Annotated in this window: 17 protein-coding genes and 1 pseudogene; 11 read left to right on the top strand and 7 right to left on the bottom strand. The window is 61.2% G+C overall.

The window, feature by feature from the left end; all coding sequences use genetic code 11:
* The first annotated feature begins 139 nt into the window (after window positions 1-139).
* Genes glpA through glpC form a run of 3 tightly spaced genes read left to right on the top strand, consistent with a single transcriptional unit; the run spans window position 140 to window position 4248 of the window.
* Window positions 140-1789 (top strand): anaerobic glycerol-3-phosphate dehydrogenase subunit A, encoded by a 1650-nt coding sequence (glpA, locus tag KHA73_RS22315; RefSeq protein WP_234586802.1) that lies wholly within the window; start codon window positions 140-142, stop codon window positions 1787-1789.
* The gene (gene glpB, locus KHA73_RS22310) at window positions 1779-3056 is read left to right on the top strand and encodes a glycerol-3-phosphate dehydrogenase subunit GlpB (RefSeq protein ID WP_234591368.1); all 1278 of its coding nucleotides are present in this window, start codon (window positions 1779-1781) and stop codon (window positions 3054-3056) included. The genes glpA and glpB overlap by 11 nt, the downstream gene beginning before the upstream one ends.
* Window positions 3043-4248 carry an anaerobic glycerol-3-phosphate dehydrogenase subunit GlpC gene (gene glpC, locus KHA73_RS22305; protein ID WP_234586801.1) on the top strand — a complete coding sequence of 402 codons (1206 nt, stop codon included), beginning with the start codon at window positions 3043-3045 and terminating at the stop codon, window positions 4246-4248. The genes glpB and glpC overlap by 14 nt, the downstream gene beginning before the upstream one ends.
* A gap of 28 nt (window positions 4249-4276) precedes the next feature.
* On the opposite strand, the gene KHA73_RS22300 is transcribed toward glpC, so the two are convergent.
* The 3 genes and pseudogenes from KHA73_RS22300 to KHA73_RS22290 form a co-directional block, all read right to left on the bottom strand.
* A complete protein-coding gene (locus tag KHA73_RS22300; protein WP_234586799.1) occupies window positions 4277-4840 on the bottom strand; it encodes a DcrB family lipoprotein in 564 nt (187 codons plus the stop codon).
* 80 nt (window positions 4841-4920) lie between these two features.
* Window positions 4921-5136, bottom strand: a pseudogene (locus KHA73_RS22295) (GNAT family N-acetyltransferase); the annotation flags it as partial.
* 119 nt (window positions 5137-5255) lie between these two features.
* The gene (locus KHA73_RS22290) at window positions 5256-5915 is read right to left on the bottom strand and encodes a 7-cyano-7-deazaguanine/7-aminomethyl-7-deazaguanine transporter (RefSeq protein ID WP_061798800.1); all 660 of its coding nucleotides are present in this window, start codon (window positions 5913-5915) and stop codon (window positions 5256-5258) included.
* A 291-nt stretch (window positions 5916-6206) separates the two neighbouring features.
* Between KHA73_RS22290 and tusA the strand changes: the two genes are divergently transcribed.
* Window positions 6207-6452 (top strand): sulfurtransferase TusA, encoded by a 246-nt coding sequence (tusA, locus tag KHA73_RS22285; RefSeq protein ID WP_025304890.1) that lies wholly within the window; start codon window positions 6207-6209, stop codon window positions 6450-6452.
* 51 nt (window positions 6453-6503) lie between these two features.
* On the opposite strand, the gene KHA73_RS22280 is transcribed toward tusA, so the two are convergent.
* Window positions 6504-8825: a zinc/cadmium/mercury/lead-transporting ATPase gene (locus KHA73_RS22280; protein WP_234586797.1), complete on the bottom strand. Its 2322-nt coding sequence runs from the start codon at window positions 8823-8825 to the stop codon at window positions 6504-6506.
* Window positions 8826-9504: 679 nt separating this feature from the next.
* Between KHA73_RS22280 and KHA73_RS22275 the strand changes: the two genes are divergently transcribed.
* Entirely contained in the window at window positions 9505-10968 is a 1464-nt protein-coding gene (locus KHA73_RS22275; RefSeq protein ID WP_234586796.1) for a serralysin family metalloprotease, read from the top strand.
* A 56-nt stretch (window positions 10969-11024) separates the two neighbouring features.
* Complete coding sequence (locus tag KHA73_RS22270; RefSeq protein WP_234586794.1) at window positions 11025-11402, top strand: AprI/Inh family metalloprotease inhibitor; 378 nt, start codon at window positions 11025-11027, stop codon at window positions 11400-11402.
* A 36-nt stretch (window positions 11403-11438) separates the two neighbouring features.
* Here KHA73_RS22270 and KHA73_RS22265 read toward each other — a convergent pair whose 3' ends face one another.
* The gene (locus tag KHA73_RS22265; protein WP_234586792.1) at window positions 11439-12065 is read right to left on the bottom strand and encodes a lysoplasmalogenase; all 627 of its coding nucleotides are present in this window, start codon (window positions 12063-12065) and stop codon (window positions 11439-11441) included.
* A 160-nt stretch (window positions 12066-12225) separates the two neighbouring features.
* Here KHA73_RS22265 and KHA73_RS22260 point away from each other — a divergent pair, with 160 nt between their 5' ends.
* Window positions 12226-12591, top strand: coding sequence for a DUF2500 domain-containing protein (locus KHA73_RS22260; RefSeq protein WP_234586790.1), 366 nt, complete (start codon window positions 12226-12228; stop codon window positions 12589-12591).
* Between the two features lies 1 nt (window position 12592).
* On the opposite strand, the gene KHA73_RS22255 is transcribed toward KHA73_RS22260, so the two are convergent.
* The gene (locus KHA73_RS22255) at window positions 12593-12865 is read right to left on the bottom strand and encodes a DUF1145 family protein (RefSeq protein ID WP_061798784.1); all 273 of its coding nucleotides are present in this window, start codon (window positions 12863-12865) and stop codon (window positions 12593-12595) included.
* On the bottom strand, window positions 12855-13475 hold the full coding sequence (gene rsmD / locus KHA73_RS22250) for a 16S rRNA (guanine(966)-N(2))-methyltransferase (RefSeq protein WP_234586788.1): 621 nt from the start codon (window positions 13473-13475) through the stop codon (window positions 12855-12857). Before rsmD ends, KHA73_RS22255 begins: the two co-directional genes overlap by 11 nt.
* Before the next feature lie 221 nt (window positions 13476-13696).
* Here rsmD and ftsY point away from each other — a divergent pair, with 221 nt between their 5' ends.
* From ftsY to rpoH, 4 genes are all read left to right on the top strand, one after another.
* A complete protein-coding gene (ftsY, locus tag KHA73_RS22245; RefSeq protein WP_234586786.1) occupies window positions 13697-15262 on the top strand; it encodes a signal recognition particle-docking protein FtsY in 1566 nt (521 codons plus the stop codon).
* 5 nt (window positions 15263-15267) lie between these two features.
* Entirely contained in the window at window positions 15268-15939 is a 672-nt protein-coding gene (gene ftsE / locus KHA73_RS22240; RefSeq protein WP_061798780.1) for a cell division ATP-binding protein FtsE, read from the top strand.
* Window positions 15929-16882, top strand: coding sequence for a permease-like cell division protein FtsX (gene ftsX / locus KHA73_RS22235; RefSeq protein ID WP_234586785.1), 954 nt, complete (start codon window positions 15929-15931; stop codon window positions 16880-16882). Before ftsE ends, ftsX begins: the two co-directional genes overlap by 11 nt.
* Window positions 16883-17200: 318 nt before the next feature.
* Window positions 17201-18058 carry an RNA polymerase sigma factor RpoH gene (rpoH, locus tag KHA73_RS22230; protein WP_061798778.1) on the top strand — a complete coding sequence of 286 codons (858 nt, stop codon included), beginning with the start codon at window positions 17201-17203 and terminating at the stop codon, window positions 18056-18058.
* Window positions 18059-18113 lie beyond the last annotated feature (55 nt).

Below are 18113 nucleotides of genomic sequence, written 5' to 3'. Positions count from 1 at the left end.
AAATCGTGATTATGATCACATACATGGTTTTTTGTGGACATTTTTCTTTCGTTTTAGGTTCGTTATTGTTCCTTATCAAACAAAAACCCCAATAAGCGTGGCCCAATAGGGGCATAACCACGGATCCAGGGGGAGCGTTATGAGCAGTCTTTCAGCGGACGACGAAACGGATGTGATCATCATTGGCGGCGGCGCCACCGGCGCAGGCATCGCCCGCGATTGCGCCCGGCGAGGGCTGCGCTGCATCCTGCTGGAGCGCCACGATATCGCCACCGGTGCCACCGGCCGCAACCATGGCCTGCTGCACAGCGGCGCGCGCTATGCGGTTACCGACGGCGAGTCGGCGCGTGAATGCATTGAAGAAAACCGCATTCTGAAACGCATTGCCCACCATTGCATCGAAGCGACCGACGGGCTGTTCATCACCCTGCCGCAGGATTCGCTGGACTATCAGCAGCAGTTTGTCGCCGCCTGCCGCGCGGCGGGCATCGGCGCCGAGGCGATCGACCCGCAGCTGGCCCTGCGCCTGGAACCGGCGGCCAATCCGGCGATGATTGGCGCGGTGCGGGTGCCGGACGGCACCGTCGATCCGTTCCGCCTCACCGCCGCCAATATGCTGGACGCCCGTGAGCACGGCGCGCGGATCCTCACCTACCATCAGGTGGTGGGTTTGTTGCGCACGGGCGATCGCGTGACCGGCGTGCGCGTTTTCGACCATCAAAGCCAGAGACGATACGATTTGCACGCCGCCGCGGTGGTCAACGCCGCGGGCATTTGGGGCCAGCAGATTGCCGAGTACGCCGACCTGCGGGTGCGCATGTTCCCGGCCAAGGGCGCGCTGCTGATCCTCGGCCACCGCATCAATAACCGGGTGATCAACCGCTGCCGCAAGCCGGCGGACGCCGACATTCTGGTGCCGGGCGATACCATCTCGCTGATTGGCACCACCTCCACCCATATCGACTACGACCAGATCGACAACATGCAGGTGACGCCGCAGGAGGTGGACATCCTGATCCGCGAGGGCGCGCTGCTGGCGCCCGAACTGGCGCAGACCCGCATACTGCGCGCCTATGCCGGCGTGCGCCCGCTGGTGGCCAGCGACGACGACCCGAGCGGGCGCAACGTCAGCCGCGGCATTGTGCTGCTGGACCATGCCGCCCGCGACGGCCTGGAAGGGTTTATCACCATCACCGGCGGCAAGTTGATGACCTACCGGCTGATGGCGGAATGGGCCACCGACAAGCTGTGTGAAAAGCTGGGGCTGAACAGCCCATGCACCACCGCGCAAGAGGCGCTGCCCGGTTCACGCCAATCGGCGGAAGAGACCGTGCGCCGCGTGGTTTCTCTGCCGGCCAGCATTCGCGGCTCGGCGGTGTATCGCCATGGTGATCGCGCCGGGCAGGTGCCGGCCGGCGATCGGCTCGACAACAGCCTGGTGTGCGAATGCGAAGCGGTGACCGCCGGCGAGGTGCGCTATGCGGTGAATTCTTTGACGGTCAACAACCTGGTCGATCTGCGCCGCCGCACCCGCGTCGGCATGGGCACCTGCCAGGGCGAACTTTGTGCCTGCCGCGCCGCCGGGCTGCTGGCGCGCTTTAAGATCAGCACCCCGCAGCAGTCGATCGATCAGCTGTCGCATTTCCTCAACGAACGTTGGAAGGGCGTGCGGCCGATCGCCTGGGGCGATGCGCTGCGCGAAACTGAATTCACCAGTTGGGTTTATCAGGGCCTGTGCGGGCTCGATGCCCGCGGTGATCAGGAACAGGAGGCGGATGATGCGATTTGACGCGGTAGTGATTGGCGGCGGGTTGGCGGGCCTGAGTTGTGCTATTGCGGTTGCCGAACGCGGCAAACGCTGCGCAGTGGTCAGCGCCGGGCAAAGCGCGCTCTATTTCTCGTCCGGCTCGCTCGATCTGCTGGCGCAGCTGCCCGACGGCACCGCGGTTGACGCGCCCCTGGCGGCGCTGGCCGAGCTGGCGCGCCAGGCGCCACAGCACCCTTATGCGCTGATCGGCACAGATCGGGTCGCGGCGATGGCGGCCGAAGCGCAGCGGCTGCTGCAGCGCTGCGGCCTCAGCCTGCAGGGAGACTGCGAACGCAATCATCAGCGGGTGACGCCGCTCGGCACGCGCCGCGCCACCTGGCTCAGCCCGCAGGCGATCCCGACGCTGCCGCTGGCCGGCGCGCTGCCGTGGCGGCGCATTGCGGTGATCGGCATCGAAGGCTTCCTCGATTTTCAGCCGCAGCTGGCCGCCAGTTCTCTGGCGCGTGAGCTGGGCGTGCGGGCCGAGGTGGCTGAGCTGCACCTGCCGGCGTTGGACCGGCTGCGCAACAATCCCAGTGAGTTCCGCGCGGTGAATATCGCCCGGGTGCTGGATCTGGCGGAGAACCTGACGCCGATGGCCGCTGAGCTGCAACGGCTGGCGGGCAACGCCGAAGCGATATTTATGCCGGCCTGCCTGGGGCTGGAGGACGATGCGCCGCTGGCGGCGCTGCAGGCGGCGGTCGGCAAACCGATCCGCCTGCTGCCGACGCTGCCGCCTTCGGTGCCCGGCATGCGTCTGCACCAGGCGCTGCGTCAGCGTTTCCAGCGGCTGGGTGGAGTCTTTATGCCGGGCGACAGCGTGCTGCAGGCGGAGAGCGAAGCCGGGCGGATCATCGGCCTCTACACCCGCAACCACGGCGATATTCCGCTGCGGGCGCAGCAGGTGGTGCTGGCGAGCGGCAGTTTCTTCAGCAACGGGCTGGCGGCGGCGTTCGACGGCGTGCGTGAGCCGGTGTTCGGGCTGGACGTCGACAGCCGGGCGGAGCGCGCCGACTGGAGCCACCGCGATCTGTTCGCGCCGCAGCCTTATCTGCAGTTTGGCGTGCGCACCGACCGCCGCTTGCGGGCGCTGCGGCACGGGGAAGCGTTCGCCAACCTGTACGCCATTGGCGCCGTAACCGGCGGTTACGATCCGCTGCAGCAGGGCTGCGGCGCCGGAGTGTCATTGATCGGCGCGCTGCACGTCGCCCAGCAGATAGCCGCGGAGGAAACGCATGAGCCTGCATAAAGACAACAGCTTCGAAAGCTGCATCAAGTGCACCGTCTGCACCACCTATTGCCCGGTAGCCAGAGTGAACCCCCTGTACCCGGGGCCGAAGCAGGCGGGGCCGGACGGCGAGCGCCTGCGGCTGAAGGATCCGGCGCTGTACGATGAGGCGCTGAAGTACTGTACCAACTGCAAGCGCTGCGAGGTCGCCTGCCCGTCCGAGGTTAAAATCGGCGACATCATCCAGCGCGCGCGTGCCGACTACGCCCAGAGCAAGCCAACGCTGCGCGACGCCATTCTCAGCCACACCGATGTGATGGGCTCGCTATCGACGCCGTTTGCGCCGATTGTCAACGCCGCCACCGGCCTGAAGCCGGTGCGCGCCTTGCTGGATAAGGCGCTGAAAATTGACCATCGCCGCGCGCTGCCGAAGTATTCGTTCGGCACCTTCCGCCGCTGGTACCGCCAACGGGCGCAGGCGCAGCAGCGCTATGCCGAACAGGTGGCGTTTTTCCACGGCTGCTTCGTCAATTACAATCACCCGCAGCTGGGCAAGGATCTGATTCGGGTGTTCAACGCGCTGGATATCGGCGTGCAGCTGCTGAAGCGCGAGAAATGCTGTGGCGTGCCCTTGATCGCCAACGGCTTTATCGAACAGGCCAAAAAGCAGGCCAGGGTGAATGCCGAATCCCTGAGCGACGCCGTGCTGGAACGCGGCATCCCCGTGGTGGCCACCTCATCAAGCTGCACCTTTACCCTGCGCGACGAATACCCGCATCTGCTGGAGGTGGACACCTCGGGGGTGCGTGATAGGGTGGAGCTGGCGACGCGCTACCTGTACAGGCTAATCAATCAGGGGCGCAGCCTGCCGTTGAAACGCACGCCGCTGCGCGTGGCCTATCACACGCCTTGCCATATGGAGAAAATGGGCTGGACCGCCTATACGCTGGAACTGCTGCGGCAGATCCCGGGGCTGGAGCTGGTGGTGCTGGATCCGCAGTGCTGCGGCATCGCCGGCACCTACGGATTCAAATCGGAGAACTACGCCACCGCACAAGGCATCGGCGCATCGCTGTTCCGGCAGATTGAGGAGAGCGGGGTGGATCTGGTGGTGACCGACTGTGAAACCTGCAAATGGCAGATCGAGATGTCGACCAGCAAGCGCTGCGAACACCCGATTACCCTGCTGGCGCAGGCGTTGTCGCAGGGCTGACGGGGCCGGCACGCCGGCCCCGAGAGGGTTATGGTTTCAGCTTCAGCTTGCTGATGATGCCTTCGGCTTCGTTCTGCGCCTGTTGCTGGTTATCCGCCGGCAGCGTGATCTGAATGGTCAGCATGTCGTTGTTCAGCGTACCGATCAGCACGGAGGAGTAAGCTTTCTCGCCGCCGCTGGTGATGATGCTGTCCAGCTGACGCAGCGGCACGCCGTTAACGTCGATGGCCTTGTTGGTGATCACCTGCAGGTTGGCGTCACGCGCGCGCTGGGTGTCCTCCAGGCGCTTGGCCAGGGTCTCCAGGCTGTCGGCGGTTTTGTCGCCGAGGATCACGATCACCGCGCGCTGGCCGGTGCTGTCGGCATACACGTGCATATTGTTCGCCTGGGTGCCCAGCTTGCCGCTTTGGTCCGCCATGCCGTTCGGCAGGGTGAACGCCAGTTTGCCGTCCAGCAGGCTGACTTGCTGTCCGGCCGGGGCGCTGGCCGCCGCGCCGTCTGGCGCTGCCTTGGTGTCTTTGCTGTTGCCGTCGCAGGCCGCGAGGCCTAGCACCAGCAGGCTGATACCCATCAATTTTGCTACTTTACGCATCGGGCTTCCTTCTTCCTTTCCGGTAGGGTTTCACTGCCCTATCGCAACCTATTCCAGGTTGAAATGCAAGGCAGACGTTGTCACAAGGTTTTCTCAAGTAATAGCCGATAATCAGCCACTTCGCCTTTCTTTTCCAGCTGAACAATCTGATAGTGATGGGCGATGAGCATCATCAGCATGGCGCGGAACTGATTGCGGGTTTTCACTCTCAGTTGCCGGTAGCCCTGCGCCCGCGCCCAGCGTTCCTGCCCGGCAAGCAGCGCCTGCGCCGCGCCGTGGCGGCGAAACGCGGGCAAGCACGCCGAATTCGGGGATCTCTTGATACAGGCGGTGGATGTCTTCAAGGGTGGCGGTGCGGACGGTCAAACTCATTGGCGGCCTCCGGAAGGGTGCGGGCCGCCAATGATAGCACGGCTTAGCCCGGCTGCAGGCCGCCGGCGCGCGCCGCGATGCGTTTGAGCAGCATGTTCAACAGCACGCCGTACATCGGCAGGAAGAACAGCATGCAGATCAGCACCTTGAAGCTGTAATCCACCAGGGCGATCTCCACCCAGTTGTTGGCCATAAAGGCGTCGCTGCTCTTGTAGAAAGCGATGAAGAAGAACGACAGCGTATCGCTGATGTTGCCGAGGAACATCGCCGCGGCGGGCGCCACCCACCAGGCGCTGCGTTGGCGCAGGCGGTTGAAGACGTGTACGTCGAGGATCTGGCCGAGCACGTAGGCCATAAAGCTGGCGATGGCGATGCGCGCCACAAACAGGTTAAAACTGCCCAGTGCGGCGAACCCCTGCCATTCCCCCTGGTAAGTGACGGTGGAAATCACGTAGGAAATGAACAGCGCTGGCACCATCACGGACAAAATGATGCGTCGCGCCAGCGGCGCGCCGAAGATGCGCACCGTCAGATCGGTCGCCAGAAAGATAAACGGGAAGGTGAATGCGCCCCAGGTGGTGTGGAAGCCGAAAACGGTGATCGGCAGCTGCACCAGATAGTTGCTGGAGGTAATGATGGCGATATGGAACAACGATAGCCAGACCAACGCGGTGAAGCGCTGCTGAGCGGTAAACGAATACATGATGTAGCCTTTTTAGTCGTGGGGTGAGGGAACCCAGAATCTGTCGTCACAGCGGTAAAACATGCCGCGCGGCCGCATAATACGCGTTTGCGCAACCAATGCAATGGTTAGGCTGTGCCTCCCCCGTGATAACGGCCGTTGGGGGCAGTGAAGGCACCACATTTCATCGGGTGGCGCAGCCTCTTTTAACGCAAACGTTAACGCATCTTGCGCAGAAAAACTACCGGCGTAAACTAGGCGCTAATGAGATGCGGCGAGCGTTCGCCGGTCGTTTTTTTCGAGAAAAATCGCATGACTGATTTATTTGCCCAGGCAGACCAGACGCTCGACGCGCTGGGGCTGCGCTGCCCTGAACCGGTGATGATGGTGCGTAAAACCGTGCGCCACATGGATAACGGCGAAACGCTGCTGATTATCGCCGACGATCCGGCCACCACCCGCGATATTCCGGGCTTTTGCCGCTTTATGGAGCATACGCTGGTGGCGCAGGAAACCGAGCAGGCGCCTTACCGCTACCTGTTGCGCAAGGGCGTATAACCGCTGCAAGGGATATCAGGGGCAAATTCTGCGCCCCTGATATGCCGTTGCCTAGCTGCGTTTCTGCAACAGACGCAGCGCGTTGGCGGTCACCAGCGCGGTGGCACCGGAGTCCGCCAGCACCGCCAGCCACAGGCCGGTCAGCCCCATCAGGCTGGTGACCAGAAATACCCCTTTCAGCCCCAGCGCGATGGTGATGTTTTGCCGGATGTTGGCATGGGTGGCGCGCGAGATGCGGATCATCTCCGCCACGCCCAGCAGCCGGTTGTGGGTCAGGGCCGCGTCGGCAGTTTCCAGCGCCACGTCGGTGCCGCTGCCCATGGCGATGCCGATGCTCGAGGCCTTCATGGCCGGGGCGTCGTTGATGCCGTCGCCGATCATCGCCGTCGGGCGCAGCTCGCTCAGTTCGGTTACCGCCTTCACCTTGTCCTCCGGCAGCAGACCGGCGCGATAATCCAGGCCCAGCTCACCGGCTATCGCCGCCGCGGCGCGCGGGTTATCGCCGGTCAGCATTACGCCGCGGATCCCCAGCGCGTTCAGCTCGGCGATCGCCTGTTTGGCGTCGCTGCGCAGCGTATCGCGCAGCGCCAGCAGGCCGATTGGCGCGCCATCCTCCAGCACCACCACCGCCGTTTTACCGGCGCTTTCCAGCGCTTCTACCTGACTCTGCCATGTGCCGCCAAGCAGTCCCGGCGCCAGCTTGCCCGGTGCGCTGATCAACAGGGTTTTGCCGTCGACCGTGCCTTCTACACCCACACCGGCCAGCGCGCGACGGGCCTGTGCCGGCGGCAGTTCCGCACCGTATTGCGCGGCGCGGTTGATGATGGCCTGCGCCAGCGGATGATGGGAGCCGGCCTCAACCGCCGCGGCGAGCGTTAACAGCCGCTGTTCGCCGATACCGCCAATTGGCAGCACGTCGGTCACCGTCGGCTTGCCTTCCGTCAGGGTGCCGGTTTTATCGAAAGCGATAGTTTGCACCTGGCCGAGTTGCTCCAGCGCCGCGCCGCCTTTAATCAGCGCGCCGCGCCGGGTTGCCGCCGCCAGCCCGGAGGTAATGGCCGCCGGGGTGGAGATCACCAGCGCGCACGGGCAGCCGATCAGCAGCAGGGTCAGGCCGCGATAGATCCAGGTGTCCCACGGCTGCGAGAACAGCAGCGGCGGCGCCAGGATCACCGCCACGGCCAGCAGCATGATGGCGGGAGTGTAGTAGCGGCTGAAGCGGTCAAGGAAACGTTCGATCGGTGCACGGCGCTCCTCGGCTTCTTCAATCAGCTGCAAAATGCGGTCGATGGCGTTTTTGCCTGGCTCCGAGATCACCTTCATCTGCGCCGCCTGATCGACGGACAGGCTGCCGGCGGCCACTTTTTCCCCCTGCTGACGCTCAACCGGCACCGATTCGCCGGTCAGCGCGCTTTCGTCGAAGCTGGCGAACGGGTTGAGCAGCTCGGCGTCGGCCGGCAAACGCCCACCGGGGGCGATTTCAATGACGTCGCCGGGGCGCAGGCCGGCGACCGGCACGCGCCTGCGCTCCGTTCCCTGCAGCAGCAGCGCATCTTCCGGCACCAGCGCCATCAGCGCCGTCACGCCGCGTCTGGCCCGGTTGGCGGCGTAGGATTCCAGCAGTTCGCCGACCATAAACAGCAGCAGCACCATCGCCGCTTCGGCGGTGGCGCCGATAAACAGCGCGCCGATGGCCGCCACGCTCATCAGGGTTTCAATAGCGAACGGCGTGCCCGAGCGGATCAGGCGCAGCGCTTTGGCGGCGACCGGCGCCAGGCCCACCAGGGTGGTGGCGATAAAGGCGATGCGGCCCCATGCGGGGTTAAGGCTGTCGAGCGCCCAACTGACCGCCATCAGCGCAGCCAGCAGCAGCAGCGGGCCAAATTCGCCGAAGCGCGAACCCTGCGGCGCGGCGGCCTTTTCTGCCGCCGCCTGGGCGCCGAGCAGGGTGAAGCCGGCCTGTTTTACCGCATCCTGAATGCGCAGGCTGATGTCGGACTGCGCGTCCACCACCAGCTTTTCGGTGGCGAACAGCACGCGCGCGCTGTCGACGCCGGGGATAGCGGTCACGGCATTCTCAATTTTTTTAGCGCAGCTGGGGCAATCCATGCCGGTCACTTTCCAGCTAAAGCGTTGGCTGCCGGAAGGAGGGGCGGCGGCCAGCCTGTCGCTTTCCTCGTCCGGATCGGCCGTATCGCCGGTGCTGCAACAGTTGGCGCCGTGCTCGTGCGCCTGGGCGTGTTCCTTTGGTGCGGCATGGTCTTTCTTTTCGCTGCTGCAGCCGTGCTGGGTTTTGCCGTGGCTGTGATGGCAGCCGCAGTGGCCTTCCGTATGGTTATGTTCTTGATGATTATGGTTTTGATGGTTGTGCATAACGTCCCCCTCCGGGCAGTTAATGAGCTTCGCTGGCCAGACTCTACACCCTGGAGCCAACTCCAGAGTCAAGCCCGGGATGAGAATTATTGCTAACGGAAAGGGGAGAATGAATAGGGTTTATTCAAATGCTAATAATAAGAAATTAAATCTATTTGTTTTCCTTATTACCTGCTTTGCCTATTTAACTAACTGCCGTTAGTCGAAATAAGAAAATATTATTCCTATAGAAGCTAAAAAGTCCCGCCGGCTAATAATAAAGAGTTATTAATCTATAACTCTTCAGTCAAATTTATCTTTTTTGCTAAAAACAACCAGCATGATTCGCTTGTGTCTGCAACCCGCATTCTTGTTGAAGTTTGTCGCCAACTTATCCGCCGAGAGTTTCCTTTATTTTGTAAAGAAGCCATAAAAGCAGCATAACAATCTTTCGTTGAGAAAATAAATAGTTGATTATTTTATGTTCAGTTTTATCGCCCTGCCTATAATTGGAATCGATTACCATTTTCGGTGGTAATCTTATTTGCTGATATATATGCATTAATTCTATCAAAAACACTGCCGTTAACGGCGCATAAGCCCCTTCCCGCAAGCTCAGGATTCGTTCGTCGTGGCTTACAGGGAGGTTATGTCTATCTGTCTGATTGATAACGATCAGGTAATGAGTGGAATCGAACCAATGCAATCTACTAAAAAGGCAATTGAAGTTACTGAATCCAGTCTTGCGGCTGCAACCACCGGCTACGATGCAGTAGACGATCTGTTGCATTACCACGAGCGCGGTAATGGGATCCAGGTTAATGGCAAGGACTCATTTTCTACCGAACAAGCTGGGCTGTTTATTACCCGTGAGAACCAAACCTGGAATGGTTATAAAGTTTTTGGCCAGCCGGTCAAATTAACGTTTTCCTTCCCGGACTATAAGTTCTCTTCCACCAACGTCGCCGGCGACACCGGGCTGAGCAAGTTCAGCGCGGAACAGCAGCAGCAGGCCAAACTGTCGCTGCAGTCCTGGTCCGATGTGGCCAATATCACCTTCACCGAAGTGGCTGCCAATCAGAAGGCCAACATCACCTTCGGTAACTACAGCCAGGATCGTCCCGGCCATTACGATTACGGCACCCAGGCCTATGCCTTCCTGCCGAACACCATTTATCAGGGCCAGGATCTGGGCGGCCAGACCTGGTACAACGTCAACCAATCCAACGTGAAGCATCCGGCATCCGAAGACTACGGCCGCCAGACCTTCACCCACGAGATTGGCCATGCGCTGGGCCTGAGCCACCCGGGCGACTACAACGCCGGTGAGGGCAACCCGACCTACAACGACGCCAGCTATGCAGAAGACACCCGCGAGTTCAGCCTGATGAGCTACTGGAGTGAAACCAATACCGGCGGCGACAACGGCGGCCACTACGCTGCAGCTCCGCTGCTGGATGACATTTCCGCCATTCAGCATCTGTATGGCGCGAACCTCTCCACCCGCACCGGCGACACAGTGTACGGCTTCAACTCCAATACCGGCCGTGACTTCCTCAGCACCACCAGCAACGCGCAGAAAGTGATCTTTGCGGCCTGGGATGCGGGCGGCAACGACACCTTCGACTTCTCCGGTTACACGGCGAATCAGCGTATCAACCTGAACGAGAAGTCGTTCTCCGACGTGGGCGGGCTGAAGGGCAACGTGTCGATCGCCGCAGGCGTCACCATTGAGAACGCCATCGGCGGTTCAGGCGATGACGTTATCGTCGGCAACGCGGCCAACAACGTGCTGAAAGGCGGTGCGGGCAACGACGTGCTGTTCGGCGGCGGCGGGGCGGACGAACTGTGGGGCGGGGCCGGCAAGGACACCTTCGTGTTCTCCGCCGCCAGCGATTCCGCACCGGGCGCATCGGACTGGATCCGCGACTTCCAGAAAGGCGTCGACAAGATTGACCTGTCGTACTTCAACAAGGGGGCACCGGCCAGCGATCAGATCCACTTCGTCGATCACTTCAGCGGCGCGGCGGGCGAAGCCTTGCTGTCTTACAATGCATCAAACAACGTCAGCGATTTGGCGCTGAATATCGGCGGCCATCAGGCGCCGGACTTCCTGGTGAAAATTGTCGGTCAGGTAGACGTCGCCACCGACTTTATCGTGTAACGCAACGGGTTGTAACGCCCGGCGCGGTTCGGCCGGGCGTTATGCGGGAGCCGAAGATGAAAAGCACTTTAACGCGCACCGCCCTGACGGCGGGCGGCATGATGGTAACGGGGGCAGTGATGGCCGGCAGTCTGGTTCTTCCCACCGCGCAGTCGCTGGCGGGGCAATGGCAGGTTGCCGATCGCGAGCAGCAGTGCCGGATCGAATTTCTGGCCAGCGAGCAGAGTGAAACCAACGGTTATCAACTGGTGGATAAGCAGCGCTGTCTGAAAAGCCTGTTCGCGGCCGAGGTGGTCGGCTGGCGTCCGGCGCCGGACGGCATTGCCCTGCTGCAGGCGGACGGCAGCACGCTGGCGTTCTTTTCGCGCGACGGCGAGGTGTACCGCAACCAGCTTAGCGCCGATGACGGCCTGACGCTGCGGGCATTGGCCTAGCGTAAACGGGTTCGGCGGCCCGAACCCGCAGCCTTTTTACAAATACAGCGAACGCACAATCAGGAAGTGGCCGGAGAAATAGCAAAACGCCACCAGGGCATCGGCCGCGCGGAAGGTGAAGCGATAGCGGTTAATCAACCACACCACGTTGGCCAGCAGCAGCAGTGAGGTGCCCGCCAGCAGCGAGAAGCCGAAATCGGTGCTGCGCATGAAATATTGTTCACCCGCCAGCCAGACCATCAGCAGGGTCATCGCCACGTAGGTGGCGACCGGCCAGCGCATTTCCTCCAGCCGCGTCCAGATAGTGGCCAGCAACAGCAGGCCAATCACCAGCAGCGCCAGCGGCAGCGGCCAGAACAGGCTGAAGGTCATCTGGCTGGCGAAGCTCAGGGTGTAAAGCAGATGGGAAAGGAAAAACGCGCCGATCGCATACAGCACCCGCTCGCGGGGCAGCAACAGCAGGGCATCGGCGATCAGCGTCGCCAGCAGGCCGAGCACGATCAAATAGCCGGCGGGGCCGAGCACCGGCGCCTGCCAGGCTAACAGCAGCAGCAACAGCAGGGTTACGGGTTTGAATACCCAGCGCTGCCAGCGAGGCCCCCGGTAGGAGGCGTCGACGAACAGCCAGCCGGAAAAGAATACGGCAAGGAACGGCCAACTCATATGTCTTCCTTATTCATGAGGGGAACCGCAGCGATCGGCTCCAAATTGTCACCAACGTCACTTCTTCATTGCAGTGTAGGTAGCCTGCCTGCAATCGACAATGCTTTCTTGAGAATGCTATGTTTACGCTGATTTATCCGTGAATGGAATGGAAATTAAGATGAGCAAACCGCCGCTGTTTTTTATCGCCGTGGTCGCGCTGATCGCCGTGTTGGCGACGCACCGCTATTTCAACCAGCGCCGGCTGGAGGCGGAAAACGACCGCGCGCCGGTTCGCAGCCTGCAGGTTAAGGTGAGCGACAAGCGCGAGTTTCCGGTCGCCAAGACCCGCGCTCCGCAGCGCGAGCCGTTGGTCAACGAACCCATGCGCTATGAAGTGGTGTTCAGCCCGTTGGACGGCGGTGAAGAGATCCTGCTGCGGCTGAAGCAGTGGCAGTACAATCCGATCGAAAAGGGCGCGCAGGGTACGCTGAGCATGCAGGGTAGCCGCTACCTCTCCTTTACCGCTCAGCCGGCGCCGCAATAGGCTATTTCTTTTTGATCGGCGGCTGCTTTTTCTGCCAGGCCAGCAGCTCAAACACGCCAAAAACGAAGATCTTGGCTTCCTGCCAGTAGCTGATCGGCTGATCTTTCGGCTGGGTGGATTTCAGCAGCACCAGCTGCAGGCCGTGCATCACCACCATAAAGAACAGCGCCACGTCGATGAAATACTTCAGCGGCTTGGGAAAAGGGTGGAACAGGTTGGAGAGCAGGAAGCCCCACACGCACAGCATCAGCAGGCGGCCCAGATTAATCAGCATGATTGGTTTTCTCTTGCGAACGGATATAAAGACGGTAAGCCACCTGACCGGCGACTTTCTCGCGGTGCAACTGCCAGTTGGCCGGCACATCGGCCGCGGCGCTTTCCGCTTCGGCTTCTACGTAAATCCAGGCTTCATCGGCCAGCCAGCCCTGCTGTTCCAGCAGTGCGACGGTTTCGGCCAGCAGCCCCTTGCGGAACGGCGGATCGAGGAACACCACGTCGAACGGTTCGCCGCTGCCGGCCAGCCAGTTCAGCGTATTGGTATTGATAACGCTGCCTTTGCCCTGCAGCAGCGCCAGGTTTTTTTCCAGCTGCTGCGCCACCGGGCGTTCATATTCCAACAGCGTGGCGCTGCCGGCGTAGCGCGACAGCGCTTCCAGCCCCAGCGCGCCGCTGCCGGCAAAACAGTCCAGGCAGCGCGCCCCCTGGATCACCGGCGCCAGCCAGTTGAACAGGGTTTCACGCACCCGATCGGTGGTCGGGCGCAGCCCCGGGCTGTTCGGCACCGGCAGCTTGCGCCCGCGCCATTGGCCGCCAATGATGCGGATCTGCCCGGCCGCAGCCTGAGACGGTTTTTTTGCCGACGCCCGTGGCGATAGTCTTGTCATAAGCCGTATTTGATTTCTTTCTGCGGCGCGCGGCCGCACAGGTTAACGAAAAGTTGCCCCTATTCTACCGGTGACGGGCCTCGGGGGGAACGGTAAAACTTTGTTGCCTGATTTCACACCGGAAAGCATGCCGGATGCGTGTTGCTGCGCGAGGGAAAGTGATAGACTCGGCACTTTATTGGCAGCATAAACACGCCTTAGGTACGGAGTAGAGTCATAACATGGCAAAAGATAAGAAACGTGGGTTTTTCTCCTGGCTGGGCTTCGGCCAGAAGGAAGAAGAGCAACAGCAACCTGAGCCGTCGGTAGAACAGACGGAAAATCAGGCCGTGGAGACACCGGCTGAACCGGCGGCTCCCAAGCTGGACGACAAGCTCCCCGCCCAGGAATCTGAACCTGCCGCCTCCGTTGACACCCCAGGGGAATGGGACAGCAGCCTGACCGGCGAGCAGATTGCGGAAAGCGTGCCGGCGCTGGCCGAACACCCGGCGGCGGACGCGATCGCTGAACCCGTTGCCGAGCCAGAACCTGAACGCGTTGTCGAACCGCAGGCCGTTGCCGAACCGGAACCAGCCCGGGTGGCCGAGCCTGAAGCGGTTGCGGCCGAACCTGAAGCGATCGAGGTTATTGCAGAGCCAGAGCCAGAGCCAGAGCCAGAGCCAGAGCCAGAGCCAGAGCCAGAGCCAGAGCCAGAGCCAGAGCCAGAGCCAGAGCCAGAGCCAGAGCCAGAAATTTTGCCTGCCAGCGTAGCGCTGGAGCCGGTGATTGTTGCCCCGGCAGAAGCAGAAGAAGAGGAAGAAGAAGAGACAGAAGGCTCTGCGGCGCTGGCGGCCCCGGCCGTGACTCAGGAACAGGAGCGCCCGACCAAAGAAGGTTTCTTCGCCCGCCTGAAGCGCAGCCTGGTGAAGACCAAGCAGAACCTCGGCTCCGGTTTTATCGGCCTGTTCCGCGGCAAAAAGATCGACGACGATCTGTTTGACGAGCTGGAAGAGCAGCTGCTGATCGCCGACGTCGGCGTGGAAACCACGCGTAAAATCATTACCTCCCTGACCCAGCACGCCAGCCGCAAGCAGCTGAAAGACGCCGAAGCGCTGTACGGCAAGCTGAAGGAGGAAATGTCTGAAATTTTGGCCAAAGTTGACCAGCCGCTGGATGTTGGCGGCAAAACCCCGTATGTCATCCTGATGGTGGGCGTCAACGGCGTAGGCAAGACCACCACCATCGGCAAGCTGGCGCGCCAGTTCCAGGCCGAAGGCAAATCGGTCATGCTCGCTGCGGGCGATACCTTCCGCGCGGCGGCGGTCGAGCAGCTGCAGGTATGGGGCGAACGCAACCGCATCCCGGTGGTGGCGCAGCATACCGGCGCGGACTCCGCTTCGGTGATCTTCGATGCGGTGCAGGCCGCCAAGGCGCGCGGCGTTGACGTGCTGATCGCCGACACCGCCGGCCGCCTGCAGAACAAGGCGCACCTGATGGAAGAGCTGAAGAAGATCGTCCGCGTCATGAAAAAACTGGACGACCAGGCCCCCCATGAGGTTATGCTGACTCTTGATGCCAGCACCGGACAGAATGCTGTCAGCCAGGCGAAATTGTTTAATGAAGCGGTGGGCTTAACCGGCATCACGCTGACTAAACTGGACGGTACCGCCAAGGGCGGGGTGATCTTCGCCATCGCCGATCAGTTCGGTATCCCGATTCGCTATATTGGCGTCGGGGAAGGCATCGAAGATTTGCGGCCGTTTAAGGCCGACGATTTTATTGAGGCACTTTTTGCCCGAGAGGATTAATACGGATGATTCGCTTTGAACAGGTCAGTAAAGCTTATCTGGGCGGACGACAGGCGCTGCAGGGGGTAGATTTCCATCTGCGCCCGGCGGAGATGGCGTTTCTGACCGGCCATTCCGGCGCGGGTAAAAGTACCCTGCTGAAACTGATTTGCGGCATTGAACGGCCCAGCGCCGGCCATATCTGGTTTGGCGGCCACGACATCAGCCGCCTGAAAAACGGCGAGGTGCCGTTCCTGCGCCGTCAGATCGGCATGATTTTCCAGGATCACCACCTGCTGCTGGACCGCACGGTGTATGACAACGTGGCGATGCCGTTGATTATCGCCGGCGCCAGCACCGAAGACATCCGCCGCCGCGTTTCCGCCGCGCTGGACAAAGTCGGGCTGCTGGATAAAGCGAAAAACTTCCCGATCCAGCTGTCCGGCGGTGAGCAGCAGCGCGTGGGTATCGCCCGCGCGGTGGTGAACAAACCGGCGGTGCTGCTGGCGGATGAACCGACCGGCAACCTGGATGACGCGCTGTCGGAAGGCATCCTGCGCCTGTTTGAAGAGTTTAACCGCGTCGGCGTCACCGTACTGATGGCGACCCACGACACCGGGCTGATCGCCCGCCGCAATTACCGTATCCTGACGCTGAGCCAGGGCCGCATGCTGGGAGGAGCGCACCATGGCGAATAATGCAAAAACCGCCAAGAGCAAGGCGCTGCGCGGCGGCTGGCGCGAACAGTGGCGTTACGCCTGGGCGAACGCCATCAAGGATATGCTGCGCCAGCCGTTGGCGACGCTGCTGACGGTGATGGTGATCGCCATCTCCCTGACGCTGCCGAGCCTGTGCTACATCGTGTGGAAAAACGTCAGCACCGCGGCCACCCAGTGGTACCCGACGCCGCAGCTGACGGTCTACCTGGACAAGTCGCTGGACGACGACGCCGCGGTGAAAGTGCTCGACGCCATCAAGGCGGAGGCCGGCGTGGAGAAGGTGAATTACCTGTCGCGCGAAGAGGCCCGGGGCGAGTTCCGCAACTGGTCAGGCTTCGGCGGCGCGCTGGACATGCTGGAAGAGAACCCGCTGCCGGCGGTGGCAATTATCACGCCGAAGCTGAGCTTCCAGAGTTCCGAAACCCTCAACACCCTGCGCGATCGCGTGGCGGCGGTGCAGGGCGTGGGCGAAGTGCGCATGGATGACAGCTGGTTTGCTCGCCTGGCGGCGCTGACCGGGCTGGTGGGCCAGGTTGCGGCGATCATCGGCGTGCTGATGGTGGTGGCGGTGTTCCTGGTGATCGGTAACAGCGTGCGCCTGAGCATCTTCAGCCGCCGCGATACCATCAACGTCATGAAGCTGATCGGCGCCACCGACGGCTTTATCCTGCGGCCGTTCCTCAACGGCGGCGCGATGCTCGGCTTTACCGGCGCGCTGCTGTCGCTGGTGCTGTCCGGGGCGCTGGTGTGGAAGCTGGAGTCGGTCGTGACCGACGTGGCCAAGGTGTTCGGCACCACCTTTACGCTGCATGGCCTGGGCTGGGACGAGGCGCTGCTGCTGCTGCTCATCTCCGCGATGATCGGCTGGATCGCCGCCTGGCTGGCGACGGTGCAACATTTACGCCGATTTACACCACAATAAAATTTTTTTGGTATACTCTTCTTCTGCTGCTCTGAACGTGTTGCGGAAGAAGAGCTGCCTTAGGGCACAGCGAGCACCGTTCTCTTCTTCTTTGCGCACAAATTCCCTATCGCCCTGCATCTTCGTCACGTATTGTCATTGCCCAATGGTGTCGAAAAAACAGTGAACTTTTAGGGCGGAACAGGGTCCAAAATTGCAGCAAATGTTAAGGTGCCCGGCGTGTGGAACCGCTTTTGCAACAGCAACTGCCGTAGAATCAATTATTTCCCCGCTGTAAATTATCACCTGCATGATCTGTTTCTCATAGAGAGGGTTTGAATGACCAAAGAAATGCAAACTTTAGCCTTAGTACCCCAAGGTAGCTTGGAAGCCTATATCCGGGCAGCCAACGCCTATCCGATGCTGACGGCAGAGGAAGAGCGGGAGCTGGCTGAACGGCTGCATTATCAGGGCGATCTGGAAGCAGCTAAGCAGCTAATCCTGTCTCACCTGCGCTTTGTCGCTCATATTGCCCGCAACTATTCAGGCTATGGTCTGCCGCAGGCGGACCTGATCCAGGAAGGTAATATCGGCCTGATGAAAGCCGTTCGCCGTTTCAACCCGGAGGTTGGCGTGCGTCTGGTGTCCTTTGCGGTGCATTGGATTAAGGCGGAAATTCACGAATACGTGCTGCGCAACTGGCGCATCGTCAAGGTTGCCACCACCAAGGCGCAGCGCAAGCTGTTCTTTAACCTGCGCAAAACCAAGCAGCGTCTGGGCTGGTTCAATCAGGACGAAGTAGAACTGGTGGCCCGCGAGTTGGGTGTGACCAGTAAAGACGTGCGCGAGATGGAGTCCCGCATGGCGGCGCAGGACATGACCTTTGACCCGACCCCGGACGACGAAGCCCGCGACGGTCAGTCGATGGCGCCGGTGCTGTATCTGCAGGATAAAAGCTCCGATTTCGCCGAAGGCATCGAGGAAGATAACTGGGAAAGCAACGCCGCAGACAAACTGGCCTATGCGCTGGAAGGTCTGGACGAGCGCAGCCAGCATATCATTCGCGCCCGCTGGCTGGACGACGACAACAAGTCCACGCTGCAGGAACTGGCCGATCGGTACGGCGTTTCCGCCGAGCGCGTGCGCCAGCTGGAAAAGAACGCCATGAAAAAGCTGAAAATGGCGATCGAAGCCTAAGTTTATTCATAAAGAGAAAAGCCCGGCGAGCCGGGCTTTTTTGTGCCTGCAATTC

This window comes from Serratia entomophila (assembly GCF_021462285.1).
Classification (GTDB): Bacteria; Pseudomonadota; Gammaproteobacteria; order Enterobacterales; family Enterobacteriaceae; genus Serratia; species Serratia entomophila.
This window is presented reverse-complemented; position numbering and strand designations above follow the sequence as displayed.

Coding starts and splice junctions, on each gene's coding strand:
- glpA (WP_234586802.1), top strand. CDS start 140: ATGAGCAGTCTTTCAGCGGACGACGAAACGGATGTGATCATCATTGGC.
- glpB (WP_234591368.1), top strand. CDS start 1,779: ATGCGATTTGACGCGGTAGTGATTGGCGGCGGGTTGGCGGGCCTGAGT.
- glpC (WP_234586801.1), top strand. CDS start 3,043: ATGAGCCTGCATAAAGACAACAGCTTCGAAAGCTGCATCAAGTGCACC.
- KHA73_RS22300 (WP_234586799.1), bottom strand. CDS start 4,840: ATGCGTAAAGTAGCAAAATTGATGGGTATCAGCCTGCTGGTGCTAGGC.
- KHA73_RS22290 (WP_061798800.1), bottom strand. CDS start 5,915: ATGTATTCGTTTACCGCTCAGCAGCGCTTCACCGCGTTGGTCTGGCTA.
- tusA (WP_025304890.1), top strand. CDS start 6,207: ATGACTGATTTATTTGCCCAGGCAGACCAGACGCTCGACGCGCTGGGG.
- KHA73_RS22280 (WP_234586797.1), bottom strand. CDS start 8,825: ATGCACAACCATCAAAACCATAATCATCAAGAACATAACCATACGGAA.
- KHA73_RS22275 (WP_234586796.1), top strand. CDS start 9,505: ATGCAATCTACTAAAAAGGCAATTGAAGTTACTGAATCCAGTCTTGCG.
- KHA73_RS22270 (WP_234586794.1), top strand. CDS start 11,025: ATGAAAAGCACTTTAACGCGCACCGCCCTGACGGCGGGCGGCATGATG.
- KHA73_RS22265 (WP_234586792.1), bottom strand. CDS start 12,065: ATGAGTTGGCCGTTCCTTGCCGTATTCTTTTCCGGCTGGCTGTTCGTC.
- KHA73_RS22260 (WP_234586790.1), top strand. CDS start 12,226: ATGAGCAAACCGCCGCTGTTTTTTATCGCCGTGGTCGCGCTGATCGCC.
- KHA73_RS22255 (WP_061798784.1), bottom strand. CDS start 12,865: ATGCTGATTAATCTGGGCCGCCTGCTGATGCTGTGCGTGTGGGGCTTC.
- rsmD (WP_234586788.1), bottom strand. CDS start 13,475: ATGACAAGACTATCGCCACGGGCGTCGGCAAAAAAACCGTCTCAGGCT.
- ftsY (WP_234586786.1), top strand. CDS start 13,697: ATGGCAAAAGATAAGAAACGTGGGTTTTTCTCCTGGCTGGGCTTCGGC.
- ftsE (WP_061798780.1), top strand. CDS start 15,268: ATGATTCGCTTTGAACAGGTCAGTAAAGCTTATCTGGGCGGACGACAG.
- ftsX (WP_234586785.1), top strand. CDS start 15,929: ATGGCGAATAATGCAAAAACCGCCAAGAGCAAGGCGCTGCGCGGCGGC.
- rpoH (WP_061798778.1), top strand. CDS start 17,201: ATGACCAAAGAAATGCAAACTTTAGCCTTAGTACCCCAAGGTAGCTTG.